The organism is Orbaceae bacterium lpD01 (genome assembly GCA_036251705.1).
Lineage (GTDB): Bacteria > Pseudomonadota > Gammaproteobacteria > Enterobacterales > Orbaceae > Utexia > Utexia brackfieldae.
Map to the genome: position 1 here is coordinate 1,221,576 of CP133959.1, position 12,786 is coordinate 1,234,361.

The window sequence follows — 12,786 nt, forward strand, 5'->3', positions numbered from 1 at the left end:
CTAGATTTGAGGTTGTGTAAAATCGATCTGTTAGTATTTTAGCGAATAATTTAGCGAATAAATAGGTGGCTTTTGCCACCTAAAGCCGTGCCTGATAGGATCAAATAACATATCCTCGAACATTGTAAAAGAGTGTCATATGAAATTACAGCAGCTTAGATATATCGTTGAAGTGGTTAAACATGATTTAAACGTCTCTTTGACGGCGGAAAGTCTTTATACCTCTCAACCCGGTATCAGCAAGCAGATTAAGCTGTTAGAGGATGAACTGGGCGTACAAATTTTTGCCCGTTCAGGCAAACATTTAACGCATCTTACGCCGATTGGTCAAGATATCGTGCATATCGCTCAGGAAATTTTGAGTAAAGTCAGTGCAATTAAAGTCGCGGCGGTCGAACATACGCAGCCCAATCAAGGCGTATTTAACATTGCCACAACTTATACACAAGCCCGTTACATGCTGCCACTAGTTATTCAACATTTTATGCAACAATATCCGCATATTTCGTTACAGATGGAGCAGGGATCATCACGTCAGGTTGTTGATGATGTGGTGAGCGGTAAGGTTGATTTTGCGATTGTGTCCGAATTACCTAAAGTGAATGATGATTTTATTGTTTTACCCTGTTATCACTGGAACTATGCCATCATTTTACCGAAAAATCATCCACTCGCTACATTACCCATTTTAACAATTGCCGATTTAGCCCAGCACCCTTTAGTCAGTTATGACTTTTCCAGTGATGGTTCTGATTTGAGTAAAGCATTTAGCCGTGCCAACTATGAACCGAATATTGTGTTTAATATTTCAGATGCTGATTTAATCAAGACCTATGTGAAATTAGGTATTGGGGTGGGAATCTTAGCTAAAATGGCGGTTGATGAAGAGCAAGAGCAAGATTTGCTGGTATTTAATGCCGGACATCTCTTTTCTTACAATACCACTTATATTGTCTTTCGCCGGACACTCTTTTTAAGAAACTATATGTATGAGTTTATTTATCAATTTTCTTCGCATTTAACCAAAGAGTTAATTGATAAAGCCCTCGCTTGTAATAGTAATGCCGAAATTCAGGCGATGTTCAATGGGATAAAATTACCCGTCAGATAAGTAGTGATTGCTTTTGATGGCATCATACTATAAATTGCAATGCCATAATTAAAAATAACCTGTATTACTGATTTCAACACCAATAAGTCTGTTATATGTTTATATATATCAATGATTAAATTGATGATGAGTGGCAAAAGGTTTGTTATAAAACTGCTAAGAATATAATACTGATCCACGATAACTGATATGATAATAGCTATCTTAATTGGACATCGTCACACCACAAATATAATAATGTGGGGGATTGGTATGTTAAGGATGAATAAGTATGCTCAGTGCATTTGAATTGAAAGAGAAGCATTTATCACGGCTCGGTGAGCAAGAGAATTTACAGCTAGCCAAATGGATTGATCTGGTTGAACCGGAAGATGTTGATCGTCGGCGGGTATTAGAGGATTTAGGACAAAACTTGGCTACCAGCCTTGAACTCGATGATATTGAGGCATCAGCCCGTTTTTTTGAAGATACCGAAGGTTTACATATCCACTCCTTCTTCTTTTTTGAAGATATTGATGACCACGCCGGCAACTCTACTGTCGCTTTTACCATTCGCGATGGTCGTCTGTTTACGCTACGTGAACGTGATTTACCGGCTTTTCGTCTTTATCGAATGCGTTCGCGTTATCAGCAGCTCAATGATGGAAACGCTTATGAGATTTTGCTTGATTTGTTTGAAACCAAAGTTGAACAACTGGCGGATGAGATTGAAAATATCTATAGTCAGTTAGAAGAGCTGGGGCGGGTTATTATGCGCGGTTCAGCACAAGAAGGCTATGATGAAGCCATTTCTTCTCTAGCCGAATTAGAAGATATTGGCTGGAAAGTCCGTTTATGTTTAATGGATAGTCAGCGCGCCCTAAATTATCTGGTGAGACGGGCTAAAATGCCGGCTGATCAACTTGAGCAAGCGCGCGAAGTTATTCGCGATATTGAATCCTTGATTCCACACAATGAATCGCTATTTCAAAAAGTCAATTTCTTAATGCAAGCCGCCATGGGTTTTATCAATATTGAGCAAAGCCGTATTATTAAAATCTTCTCAGTTGTTTCGGTGGTATTCTTACCGCCAACTGTGGTGGCGTCAGCCTATGGTATGAACTTTGAGATCATGCCTGAGTTACATTGGGAATATGGTTATCCGTTCGCCATCGGTTTAATGGTTCTTGCTGCACTGGCGCCTTATATCTATTTTAAATTGAAAAAATGGTTATAACTATTGGATATCTTGTGATCATAACCGGCGGGTTATGATCCATCACTGTACATCTTATTTATCAATTGTTTCAATAGGCGCAGAGATGTATAGCGTGCTTTGAGCGACTTTGAACCCATCATCTTTGCGCTTTTTATTGCGCTCAATCTCAATGTAGACAACGGTTTTTATCTTCCAGATTCCCCCTTTACGGCTAAGTCAAATTAACTGTTGATGACTAGTTTGTGTTTTTTATAACCAATAGTTATATAAATAGAAAAACTTCGTATTAGACAGATCTGCGCGAAATGCCAATAATCAATCTATGATTAATTTGACTTAAAATCATAAGGTTGAAGCATGGCAGCACATATTATTGATTTTCTGATGTTGGGTAATAACTTTGGGACGATAGAGATGCGTTCGGTGTGGTCCGAAGAGAATCGGCTGCATCAACAAGTGGCGGTTGAAGTTGCTTTGGCACAGGCTGAAGGGGATTTAGGTCTGATTCCTGAGTCGGCAGCGGCGCAAATTGTACGGCAAGCCGATGCCAGTCAACTCAGTATTGCCGAGATTGCCGATGAAGTGGCTAAAGCTAAACACTCTTTAATGCCAACCGTTAATGCGCTGCAAAAACAGTGTGGTGAGGCTGGTCAATATATTCATTATGGCGTCACAACTCAGGATATTGTTGATACGGCGACGGTATTACAGCTCAAACACGCTTTTGCGATCGTTGAACGTGATGTGCACGCGATTGTACTTGAACTTATCAAACAGGCAAAAATCTATCAGCACGTACCAATGGTGGGACGTTCACATGGGATGCAAGCCTTGCCAACCACCTTTGGTTTTAAATTAGCGGTTTGGTTAGATGAGTTTGTGCGTCACTTAACCCGTTTAAAAGAGATTAAATCACGCGTATTGGTCGGTAATTTAAATGGCGCGATTGGCACTTATGCAGCATTAGGCGAACAGGGGATTGAAGTCGAACGACAAGCACTGGCAAGACTCGATCTTGGCGTGCCCAATATTAGCTGGCAATCTGCCCGCGATCGTTTTTCTGAATATGCCTCAGTCATTGCACTTATCAGTGGCACTCTGGGTAAGATAGGCAATGAACTTTATAACTTAATGCGCACCGAAATCAACGAGATCGAAGAGCCCTTTTCTGAGGGTAAGATCGGTTCAACCACCATGCCACATAAGCGCAATCCTGCCGCTTTTGAAGGGCTGGCTAGTTTAACGGCACCCGTGTTGAAAAGTGTGGCGCTGATTCATGAATCGATGAAGGTTGAACATGAACGCGATGCCATGAGCTGGCGGGCTGAGTGGATTGCCTTACCAGAAATCAATATCTATGTTTCAGCGCAGCTGCAAAGCGCATTAGCTATTTTTCGGGGTATGAAGGTGAACCAGCAACAAATGCTGGATAATTTAACCTTACAACAAGGCCTATTGTTGTCGGAAAAAGTGATGTTTGAGTTGGGTAAAGTGCTGGGAAAACAGAGCGCGCATCACTTAGTCTATGAACTGGCGATGCAGTCCTTTGAACAGAAGATATCGTTCAGTGAGTTATTACTTCATCATGAATCACTGAAGCACCTATTGAATCCCGCTGATCTCAAACAGTGGCTGGATCCGATTCATTATTTAGGCAAAACAGTCGAAAAAGTCGATCAAGTTATCGCTGCGGCATACGCATCTGGACTGTTAAACGAGGTGAATCAATGAACATACGCGCGGTGAAATTGAGTGAAAGTCAGCGGTTAACTGACTTGATACAGTCCGCTTATCAAGCCCATCAAGTTGCCGATATCCACTTTGCCGCGGTAGACATCGATATGCAAAGCATGCAGCAACATCTGCTCTACAATGCAGCCTATGTATTAGAGATTGATGACCGCTTTGCTTCAACGATAAGTTTACGCTTTCCTTGGGGGAATAATCCGGGACCTTTTGGTGTCCCGCATATAGGTTGGTTTGCCACCCATCCTGATTTTACTCAGCAAGGATTAGGGGCAAAGTTGCTGGTCTGGCTTGAAAACCATATTTTAAAAGAGACACTGAAATTACCCGCGGTGACATTAGGTACCGCAGAAAACCATCCCTGGTTAGTCTCTTTTTATCAAAAACAGGGATTTAATCCCATCGCTAAGGCTGATCTGGGACTCGGCCATCGTACACTTTATTTGGAAAAAATCATTGACCAGCAGCGTTATCATACATGGCGAGAAAAACGGGATGCATTAATGGCGACCGGTTTTCAGTTCGCCGGAAAACACATTGATATTGAGGGAGTGTAGCATGCAAATAAAACAGAGATTGATTGCCGGCTTATTAGTTATTATCGCTTTAGCCGGTTGTGATAAGCAAAGCAGTGAAACCGCACAAGCGACATTACCGATATTAAAAGTGGGAACGACCGGACAAAGCTATCCGAATGGTTTCAAGCAAGATGGTCAGCTAGTTGGATTTGATGTCGAAGTGACGCAAGCTATCGCCAAAGAGTTAGGTTGTCAAATTGAGTGGGTTACCGCCGAGTTTGGTGGCTTAATGGCGCAGTTAGAGGCTAAGCGTCTAGACACGCTTGCTAACGCTGTTGCTGTCACTGCGGCTCGACAGGAAAAATATGATTTTAGCTTGCCTTATAGCTACTATGGCAGTCAACTTGTGATTAATAATCAAAATAGTGCTATCCATTCGCTGGCTGATTTAAAGGGCAAAACGATCTCTGGCGTACTCGGTTCAAATCATATTAATGCGTTAAAGCAGGCTTTTCCTGATGATAGTATTACTATTCGTACCTATGAAACCCGTGATGGTGCAATGTATGATTTAGTCTATAACCGGGTCGATGCTTACATCAATGCCAAGCCGATTTTATTGGCTGAAATGAAACGTCACAATTTGCCCTTTACCCTATTGGGTGACCCATTAATTATTGAACCGGTGGCGTTTCCTTTTAATCGTAATGCGTCAGGTGAAAAGCTCAAAGTGGCCTTCGATCAGGCCATCAGCAAGCTGCAACAAAACGGCACTATCAAGGCGATTTCTGAGAAATATTATGGTCAGGATATTTCAACGCAGTAATCAGATAAATCTTGATATCGTTGCGCCTAGGCCAGTATGAGTGAAGCTAGGTTAGTGATAAGTAAAATAGAATAATATAAACACATGGACAGGGTTGAGGCATAGAATGAATTTTGATTTTAATTACTTTATACATGTTTTTCCCGCCATTATTCCTTATGTGCCGGTGACACTTTATCTGGCTGTCGTCTCCATGTTATTTGCGATGATCGTTGGGATGATGATAGCCTTAGTTCGCAGTGCAAGGCTACCGGTGATTGATCAGTTAATGGCACTTTATATTTCACTATTTCGAGGTATACCATCGGTCGTGCTGCTCTTCATCATCTATTATGGCTTACCCCAGCTGTTCCCGGTACTGACCAAAATGGGCGCGATTACCGCGGCGATTCTCTGTTTTAGCTTAAAATTTGCCGCCTATTTAGCCGAAATTTTTCGTGCGGGTCTTCAATCTGTTGATCATGGCCAGCGTGAAGCCGGTTTAACGGTGGGTTTATCGGTTTCGCAAGTTTATCGCCGCATTATTTTACCACAGGCTTTGGTCAATGCACTGCCGGCAACCGGCAATACCTTTATTTCGTTATTAAAAGACTCTTCAATCGCTTTTTTTGTCGGGGTCTCAGAATTGCTCGCGGCCGGAAAGTTACTGACGACTGAATCCTATCGTTTTTTTGAAACGTATCTGGCGGTTGGCATCGTTTACTGGACATTAGTTGTGATCTATGCCGCGCTGCAAAAACAGCTGGAAAAATATCTTAATATCCCTTATCAGCGCTAGGAGATGCTATGATTCAAGTAGAACATTTATCCAAAAATTTTGGTGAGCATCGCGTACTGACCGATGTGAACTTGAGTGTGAAAGCGGGAGAGGTGATTGCCATTATTGGTCCGTCTGGATCGGGTAAGTCAACCCTGTTACGTTGCCTGAATTTATTAGAGAAGCCAGAGACCGGTACGATTCAAATTGGTGAGGTGAGTCTTGATGCTGCGCACTATTCGCGTAAACAGGAAACGCAGTTGCGTCATCAATTGGCGATGGTTTTTCAGCACTATAATCTGTTTAAAAATAAGACCGCGCTGGAGAATATCACTGAAGCGCTCATTGTTGGGCAGAAAATCGCTAAAAAAGAGGCTAATCAACTCGGTTTGCGTTTACTTGAGCGGGTTGGTTTATTAGCACAAGCCAATCAATATCCGATAACCTTATCTGGCGGTCAACAGCAACGTGTTGCTATCGCGCGAGCCTTAGCGGTCAATCCTAAAGTCATCTTATTTGATGAACCCACTTCAGCGCTCGATCCAGAAAGAGTACACGAAGTGTTGCAGGTGATACATGATTTAGCCAAAGCGCAAACCACCATGATTATTGTGACGCATGAAATGGAGTTTGCTAAATATGTGGCAGATAGAGTGGTTTTTATGGCCGATGGCACAGTGATTGAAGAGGGCAATGCCGTTGATGTGATCGATTTTCCGCAGCATGTGTTAACTAAGAAATTTTTGAGACAGCTGTCGAAACTATTGAATTTGAAATCTAAGCCTGATCATGTTAACCACGCAATTATTCGAGTTAATCGAAAATAGCCGTCCGCTAGATAACCCAAAGGTGGTCAGACTGGCGATTGAGGGGATTTTGGATTACATAGCCTCCAGTTTACTGGCCCGCTCTCAGGATTCTGCTCAAGCGCTGATGCGCTGGATACAAGATGAGGGAGGGCATCCGGCTGCTTTGTTAATCGGTCATTCCCCTTTAGTCACCGCCCGACAAGCGGCTCTATTTAACGGTTATCAGGCGCATCTACTCGACTATGATGATGTACATGAGCAGGTACGCGGTCATCCCTCCGCGGTGATTCTATCGGCACTGCTAAGTCAAATTCCGTTAACTCAACCAGACTTACCTGAGTTGACCGGCAAACGTTTTTTAGCCGCTTATATCATTGGTATTGAGGTCATGGCGCGTTTGGGAGAAGCAATCGGCGATGGCCATTATAGGAAAGGGTGGCATAATACCGCCACCTTAGGGGGGGGGTGCGGCGACCGCGGCGATCGGTTATTTTCTCCATCAACCTTTCCTGGTCCAGGCGATGGCGATTGCCGCAACCCAGTCGGCCGGCTTGCGTTTACATTTTGGTTCTGATATCAAGCCGCTTCATGCCGGACTGGCGGCTCAGCAAGCGGTACTGGCAGTTGAATTGTGCCAATACGGCTTACAAGCAAATCCTGATTTTTTAGCTGAAGATATCGGTTTTTTAGCCTTGTATGGACAAGGTAATGCCGCATTAAATTTATCTGATTGGGGAGCAAACTGGCGTATTGGAACCCCGGGTCTCTGGTTTAAAAATTATCCTTACTGCTCGGCTAATGCCTATGTGGTGGATGCGATGCAGTTAATATTGGCCCAGCATTCGATTGATTTTCAGCATATCGACAGGGTCAACCTCATCTTTCCTGTGCATGGCGATGCTGCCTTGATTTATCGTTTACCGAAAAGGCAGGATCAAGGCCGATTCTCTGCCGAATATGTGATAGCCTGTTTATTACAGCATAAACGGTTAGATGAGACCGCATTTCAGCCCGTGCCGATTGATGAGACGACGACTTGTTTAATGCATAAAATAGTGCGGCAGTATCACGATTCGCCTTTGCCGCGTTTTGCGCAGATTGATATCTACTTAAGTCATCAGCACTGTGTTTCAGCCCGGGTTGAACATCCTAAAGGGAGTCCGGCAAATCCCTACAGTCAACGTGAAATACGGACTAAACTCACTCGAGCTATCGGCAGTGATGAACGTGCCGGGCAGCTTGTCGCGTTAAGTGAAGACTTTCATACTGACCAGCCGGTACAGCAGATTGTCAAACAACTGCAACGCATTATATGCTAATACCTGTGGATGATGTTATTTTAACCAGGCTCACAATATTGTAATAAGCGCTCTACCATCTGTTGCTGTGTTTTGGTGGTGCGAACCTGCTGCAACAGCTCTGTTGCCTGCGGATAATAGCCCTTTAAATAGGTCAACCACTGCTTGATGCGGGCGGAGTGGTAGAACGGTTTGTTGAGCAGTAGTTCCGGGTCAAACTCGGTTTGGGCATAGCTTAATAATAGCTGCGCGGTTTTAGACCAAGCTAACGGGGCTTCATGCAAGCGAATTACATTGGCTAAATTAGGAATTTGTAAAACACCGCGAGCGAGCATCAGATCCTGACAGTGGCTCTGCACTATACAAGTTTGGGCATCTTCAGGGCTGAAGATTTCCCCGTTGGCAATCACCGGAATCGTGAGCTTTTGTTTGATTAAACCGATAGTTTGCCAGTCAATTTTATCAGCTCGGTAGCCATCCTCTTTGGTTCGACCATGGATGGCGATTTCCGTTGCGCCGCCTTGAGCGACAGCATCGGCAATCTCAAAACAGTGCGATTTATCTGCCCAGCCGAGCCGGATTTTTACCGATACCGGTAGGTTTTGCGGCACAGCCTGACGAACCTGACGGGTAATTTGATAGATCAGTTCGGGCGTTTTGAGTAAACAGGCACCGCCTTGGTTACCCACTACTGTTTTGGCCGGACAACCGGCATTAATATCAATTCCATAAGAGCCTAATTCGGCAGCCAGCGCTGCATTTTCAGCCATCAATGCCGGATGCTGGCCCAGTAGTTGCACTCTAACCGGCGAACCACTGGCGGTTTTACCTTGCTGATACAGCTCTGGACATAAACGGTAGAAGACTTTTTTAGGTAAACGCTGTTGCGTCACGCGGACAAACTCAGTTACGCAGTAATCAATCTGATTCAGCTCGGTTAGGAGTCCGCGAACGATACCGTCTAAAACGCCCTCCATCGGGGCGAGAATCATGCGCTGAATGGATAAATTGGGTCGGTTATGCATGTGAGCAAATCGGACAATGGGGTAAAGGATTAAATTTAATTTCAGTAAATTGCATGGTCATTGCATCAACCGTTAACAGGCGACCAATGAGTGGCTTGCCAAACTGGGTGAGGACTTTAATCGCCTCCATCGCTTGCATCGCCCCTATCATGCCAACTAGCGGGGACATCACGCCAGATTCGGCGCAGGTTAAATGATCCTGACCAAATAGTTGACTTAAACAGTGATAGCAGGGCTGATTATCTTGATAGATAAAGGTAGAAAGTAGACCTTCCATGCGAATAGCCGCCCCTGACACCAACGGCACTTTGTATTGATAGCAAAGCCGATTGATCTGCTCACGCGTAGCGAGATTATCACTACAATCAAGTACAATCGACTGTTTCTGTAGTTGTACCGCTAATGCGTCATCATCGAGGGCGCTAGCTAAGGTCTGCAACTGGATTGAGGGATTAATCTGCTTTAATGCTTGCGCGGCTGAATCGACTTTGTGTTGATTAATCGACTGCTCAGTATGTAAAATTTGTCGATGCAAATTAGATAGGCTGACAGTGTCGAAATCAACCAGGGTTAATTGGCCGATACCACTGGCAGCAAGGTATTGCGCAGCACTACAGCCTAGTCCCCCTAGACCAATAATCAGCGCTGAAGACTGCTTGAGTCGCTCTTGTCCATCGATATCGAATCCTTTAAGACTAATTTGTCTGTCATAGCGAAGAAATTCTTGATCTGAGAGTATAGCCATCATTTACCTGCGTTATTTTTATCTACTCAGTCTATTTTAGCACAGCAATCTCAATTCTCGAATATTCACATCATGATTGTGTGTGCTTAACAGGCCTCAGCAGATTAACTGACTAGTTGCCAAAATGCGGCAATAACATGTTCTGATAGGCGTTTTTTTTGTACACAAACGCCAATTTCAAACGGATCAACTAAATTTTTCGGCCATTCAAGAATCCTTTCTCTAATGCGATCTGGGCTATTTTCAATCACCACTTTGGGTAATAAAGCGACCCCACAACCCAGGGCAATCATCGATACAATCGCTTCATGACCCGCGACAGTCGCATAAATATGTGGCTGGAGAATTTTTTGTTGTTTAAACCAGCGATCGATTTTACGTCGACTCGGTCCATGTTCTGGTAAGATAAAGGGAATCTGTTGCCAGTTCGGCGATGATTGATGGAGCTGTGCACTAAAATTGGTTTTCAACTTCGGCATAAACAGGGTCATTTCGATGTTACCAATATCGGCAAAATTGATGCCCGCAGGGAGCAATTTAGGTCGTCCAGCAATGGCCAGATCAGCTTCATTCGATTGAATTTTCTTGACTGCATCAGCCGCATCACCGGTGGTGAGTTTGATCTCTACTGCCGGATATTGGACGCGAAACTGATCCAAAATATCCGGTAAATGACTATAAGCGGCCGTCACTGAACAGAATAGGCGCAGTTCGCCGACCAGTTCTGTTTGATCGGATTTAAGCTGATGTTGTAGCTGTTGATAGTGCTGTAGCGTTTGTGTCGCAAAATGTTTAAATAATGTACCGGCTTCCGTTATTTGTACACTGCGGTTATCGCGGATAAACAGGGCCTGTCCTAACTGCGCTTCCAAACGTTGAATTTGCCGAGAAAGTGTCGACGGACTGATATACATCTCTTTAGCCGTCTGACTAAAGTTTCCGCTATCACATAAATGTAAATAAAGCCTGAGATCTCGAATATCCATAAGTCGTTTCATGTTGCAATATTTGCAATATAGTATATTAAATATATCAATTTAAGCAATATGATATTCAGTGTATGATGATCCAAAGTAAAGCAGTGGAATGTTGCCATTAACCCTTTTTCAGTAACTGGAGTCAGCTATGTCAAATTACTTTAACACCTTAAATTTGCGCCAAAAATTAGATCAATTAGGTCAATGCCGTTTTATGTCTCGTGATGAATTTGCTTCCGGCGCCAATTTTTTGAAAGGCAAAAAAATTGTGATTGTGGGTTGTGGTGCACAAGGCCTTAATCAAGGTTTAAATATGCGCGACTCAGGTCTAGATATTGCTTATACCTTACGTAAAGAAGCGATTACTGAAAAACGTGCTTCATGGCGTAAAGCGACTGAAAATGGTTTTAAAGTTGGTACTTATGAAGAGTTAATTCCGTCGGCAGATTTAGTGGTGAATTTAACCCCCGACAAACAGCATTCAGCAGTAGTGAAAGCGGTTCAACCTTTAATGAAAAAAGGCGCGGCATTAGGTTATTCACATGGTTTCAATATTGTTGAAGTGGGTGAAAAAATTCGTCCAGATATCACCGTTGTGATGGTTGCACCAAAATGTCCGGGCACCGAGGTTCGTGAAGAGTATAAACGTGGTTTTGGGGTACCGACGCTGATTGCGGTGCATCCTGAAAATGACCCACAAGGTGAAGGTTTAGCGATTGCTAAAGCCTGGGCATCGGCAACCGGTGGCGATCGCGCTGGTGTGCTTGAATCCTCTTTTGTTGCTGAAGTGAAGTCAGATTTAATGGGTGAACAAACTATTCTTTGCGGCATGTTACAAACCGGTTCATTACTATGTTTTGATAAAATGGTCGCCGAGGGCGTCGATCCTGCTTATGCCTGTAAACAGATCCAATTTGGTTGGGAAACGATCACTGAGGCCCTAAAACAGGGCGGTATTACCCTAATGATGGATCGTTTATCCAATCCCGCTAAATTACGCGCCAATGCACTGTCTGAAGAGTTAAAAGTGATTTTACGTGATCTGTTCCGCAAACATATGGACGATATCATTTCGGGTGAGTTCTCATCAACTATGATGGCGGATTGGGCAAATGATGATGTTAATCTTTTAACCTGGCGTAAAGAAACGGGTGAAACGGGTTTTGAAAAAGCGTCTTTATATAATGGTAAAATCGATGAGCAGGCTTATTTTGATCAAGGTGTGGTGATGATTGCGATGGTGAAAGCAGGGGTTGAGCTTGCCTTTGAAACCATGCTTGAATCAGGCATTTTATCTGAATCGGCTTATTATGAATCACTACATGAGTTACCTTTGATTGCCAATACCATTGCCCGTAAACGTTTATATGAGATGAATGTGGTTATTTCTGATACTGCTGAATATGGTAACTATCTATTTGCCAATGCAGCTGAGTCCTTATTACGTCAGAAATTCATGTCCACTTTACAGACGGGTGACTTAGGTAAAGCCATTCCTGAAGGCAGCGTTGATAATGCGCAGCTACGCGAAGTGAACGAAGCGATTCGTCACCATCCAATCGAGGTGATCGGTCGTCAATTACGCGGTTATATGACTGATATGAAACGTATTAACGTCGGCAACTAATTCTCGCTATCTGCGTTTCATAAAGGTAATATTGATAGAGCAGGGTGTACCATTGCGTACACCCTTTTTTTATGCTGTCGATTGGGTTGGCCAAGCATATTTGATTGTCGTGTGACCCTATCATCACCTTTAGACCTATATCTCCTGAT

The 12,786-nt window shown here is 43.4% G+C and carries 13 protein-coding genes; 10 read left to right on the plus strand and 3 right to left on the minus strand.

Annotated elements, in window-relative coordinates:
• The first annotated feature begins 139 nt into the window (after positions 1 to 139).
• The 9 genes from cysB (at position 140) to RHO15_05550 (ending at position 8,284) form a co-directional block, all read left to right on the plus strand.
• Positions 140 to 1,111, plus strand: coding sequence for an HTH-type transcriptional regulator CysB (gene cysB / locus RHO15_05510; GenBank protein ID WVD62938.1), 972 nt, complete (start codon positions 140 to 142; stop codon positions 1,109 to 1,111).
• 271 nt (positions 1,112 to 1,382) lie between these two features.
• On the plus strand, positions 1,383 to 2,327 hold the full coding sequence (gene corA / locus RHO15_05515) for a magnesium/cobalt transporter CorA (protein ID WVD62939.1): 945 nt from the start codon (positions 1,383 to 1,385) through the stop codon (positions 2,325 to 2,327).
• A 339-nt stretch (positions 2,328 to 2,666) separates the two neighbouring features.
• Positions 2,667 to 4,040, plus strand: coding sequence for an adenylosuccinate lyase (gene purB / locus RHO15_05520; protein WVD62940.1), 1,374 nt, complete (start codon positions 2,667 to 2,669; stop codon positions 4,038 to 4,040).
• On the plus strand, positions 4,037 to 4,612 hold the full coding sequence (locus tag RHO15_05525) for a GNAT family N-acetyltransferase (protein WVD62941.1): 576 nt from the start codon (positions 4,037 to 4,039) through the stop codon (positions 4,610 to 4,612). Before purB ends, RHO15_05525 begins: the two co-directional genes overlap by 4 nt.
• Position 4,613: 1 nt before the next feature.
• Positions 4,614 to 5,399 carry an amino acid ABC transporter substrate-binding protein gene (locus RHO15_05530; GenBank protein WVD62942.1) on the plus strand — a complete coding sequence of 262 codons (786 nt, stop codon included), beginning with the start codon at positions 4,614 to 4,616 and terminating at the stop codon, positions 5,397 to 5,399.
• 106 nt (positions 5,400 to 5,505) lie between these two features.
• Positions 5,506 to 6,177, plus strand: coding sequence for an amino acid ABC transporter permease (locus RHO15_05535; protein WVD62943.1), 672 nt, complete (start codon positions 5,506 to 5,508; stop codon positions 6,175 to 6,177).
• An 8-nt stretch (positions 6,178 to 6,185) separates the two neighbouring features.
• Complete coding sequence (locus RHO15_05540; GenBank protein ID WVD62944.1) at positions 6,186 to 6,983, plus strand: amino acid ABC transporter ATP-binding protein; 798 nt, start codon at positions 6,186 to 6,188, stop codon at positions 6,981 to 6,983.
• Positions 6,946 to 7,539: an MmgE/PrpD family protein gene (locus RHO15_05545; protein ID WVD62945.1), complete on the plus strand. Its 594-nt coding sequence runs from the start codon at positions 6,946 to 6,948 to the stop codon at positions 7,537 to 7,539. The genes RHO15_05540 and RHO15_05545 overlap by 38 nt, the downstream gene beginning before the upstream one ends.
• Positions 7,487 to 8,284 (plus strand): MmgE/PrpD family protein, encoded by a 798-nt coding sequence (locus RHO15_05550; protein WVD62946.1) that lies wholly within the window; start codon positions 7,487 to 7,489, stop codon positions 8,282 to 8,284. The genes RHO15_05545 and RHO15_05550 overlap by 53 nt, the downstream gene beginning before the upstream one ends.
• 20 nt (positions 8,285 to 8,304) lie before the next feature.
• On the opposite strand, the gene dusC is transcribed toward RHO15_05550, so the two are convergent.
• The 3 genes from dusC to ilvY form a co-directional block, all read right to left on the minus strand.
• Complete coding sequence (gene dusC, locus RHO15_05555; GenBank protein ID WVD62947.1) at positions 8,305 to 9,288, minus strand: tRNA dihydrouridine(16) synthase DusC; 984 nt, start codon at positions 9,286 to 9,288, stop codon at positions 8,305 to 8,307.
• Positions 9,281 to 10,033 carry a molybdopterin-synthase adenylyltransferase MoeB gene (locus RHO15_05560; GenBank protein ID WVD62948.1) on the minus strand — a complete coding sequence of 251 codons (753 nt, stop codon included), beginning with the start codon at positions 10,031 to 10,033 and terminating at the stop codon, positions 9,281 to 9,283. The genes dusC and RHO15_05560 overlap by 8 nt, the downstream gene beginning before the upstream one ends.
• A gap of 104 nt (positions 10,034 to 10,137) precedes the next feature.
• Positions 10,138 to 11,019 carry an HTH-type transcriptional activator IlvY gene (ilvY, locus tag RHO15_05565; protein ID WVD62949.1) on the minus strand — a complete coding sequence of 294 codons (882 nt, stop codon included), beginning with the start codon at positions 11,017 to 11,019 and terminating at the stop codon, positions 10,138 to 10,140.
• Between the two features lie 139 nt (positions 11,020 to 11,158).
• On the opposite strand from ilvY, the gene ilvC reads away from it, so the two are divergent.
• Positions 11,159 to 12,637 (plus strand): ketol-acid reductoisomerase, encoded by a 1,479-nt coding sequence (gene ilvC, locus RHO15_05570; protein ID WVD62950.1) that lies wholly within the window; start codon positions 11,159 to 11,161, stop codon positions 12,635 to 12,637.
• Positions 12,638 to 12,786: the final 149 nt, after the last annotated feature.

Excerpts from the sequence above, each read along its gene's own strand:
- cysB (WVD62938.1), top strand. The coding sequence starts at position 140 with ATGAAATTACAGCAGCTTAGATATATCGTTGAAGTGGTTAAACATGAT.
- corA (WVD62939.1), top strand. The coding sequence starts at position 1,383 with ATGCTCAGTGCATTTGAATTGAAAGAGAAGCATTTATCACGGCTCGGT.
- purB (WVD62940.1), top strand. The coding sequence starts at position 2,667 with ATGGCAGCACATATTATTGATTTTCTGATGTTGGGTAATAACTTTGGG.
- RHO15_05525 (WVD62941.1), top strand. The coding sequence starts at position 4,037 with ATGAACATACGCGCGGTGAAATTGAGTGAAAGTCAGCGGTTAACTGAC.
- RHO15_05530 (WVD62942.1), top strand. The coding sequence starts at position 4,614 with ATGCAAATAAAACAGAGATTGATTGCCGGCTTATTAGTTATTATCGCT.
- RHO15_05535 (WVD62943.1), top strand. The coding sequence starts at position 5,506 with ATGAATTTTGATTTTAATTACTTTATACATGTTTTTCCCGCCATTATT.
- RHO15_05540 (WVD62944.1), top strand. The coding sequence starts at position 6,186 with ATGATTCAAGTAGAACATTTATCCAAAAATTTTGGTGAGCATCGCGTA.
- RHO15_05545 (WVD62945.1), top strand. The coding sequence starts at position 6,946 with ATGTTAACCACGCAATTATTCGAGTTAATCGAAAATAGCCGTCCGCTA.
- RHO15_05550 (WVD62946.1), top strand. The coding sequence starts at position 7,487 with ATGGCGATTGCCGCAACCCAGTCGGCCGGCTTGCGTTTACATTTTGGT.
- dusC (WVD62947.1), bottom strand. The coding sequence starts at position 9,288 with ATGCATAACCGACCCAATTTATCCATTCAGCGCATGATTCTCGCCCCG.
- RHO15_05560 (WVD62948.1), bottom strand. The coding sequence starts at position 10,033 with ATGGCTATACTCTCAGATCAAGAATTTCTTCGCTATGACAGACAAATT.
- ilvY (WVD62949.1), bottom strand. The coding sequence starts at position 11,019 with ATGGATATTCGAGATCTCAGGCTTTATTTACATTTATGTGATAGCGGA.
- ilvC (WVD62950.1), top strand. The coding sequence starts at position 11,159 with ATGTCAAATTACTTTAACACCTTAAATTTGCGCCAAAAATTAGATCAA.